Genomic DNA, 449 nt, shown 5'->3' on the forward strand with positions numbered 1-449 from the left:
GGACTTGGCAGAGAGCAGACTCGGCCAGAACGACCCAGAGCCATGGCGGATTCTCCCCGTCGACGACCTCCTGCCTCTCGGTCCGTCGAACCACGGAATCCTCCAAACCCTGGGGATTGTCCGTGAAGCTCACCGCCATCAACGCCCGTGCGTAGTCGGAGGTCTGGAGCAGTCCCGGCACTCCGGGCGAGAACTCGTGTATCGACCGAGCGCTGGCCTGATCGCGCAGGAACCGCTGGGCGTAGTTCTTGAACGCCTCGGCCCTGATGAGCGTCTGAAGCTCCAACAGGGCGCCTTTCGCGTCGAACACCTGCTCCAGCTTCACCGTGAGATCCCGCCCCGGCGGGTCGTTCGCGGTCTCGATCGAGCTGATCCGTCCCGGGCTGACGAACACCTTCGCCGCCAGGTCGGTAACGTCCCAGCCCTGGGCCAGTCTGAGCTTACGGATC

The 449-nt window shown here is 64.8% G+C and carries 1 protein-coding gene; it reads right to left on the reverse strand.

All coding sequences use genetic code 11. From position 1 onward, the window contains the following. On the reverse strand, nucleotides 1-449 hold a 449-nt coding region (locus RM572_RS29250; protein WP_311676368.1), incomplete at both ends, for a Scr1 family TA system antitoxin-like transcriptional regulator.

The sequence above is a fragment of the Streptomyces hazeniae genome (assembly GCF_031845485.1).
Classification (GTDB): domain Bacteria; phylum Actinomycetota; class Actinomycetes; order Streptomycetales; family Streptomycetaceae; genus Streptomyces; species Streptomyces hazeniae.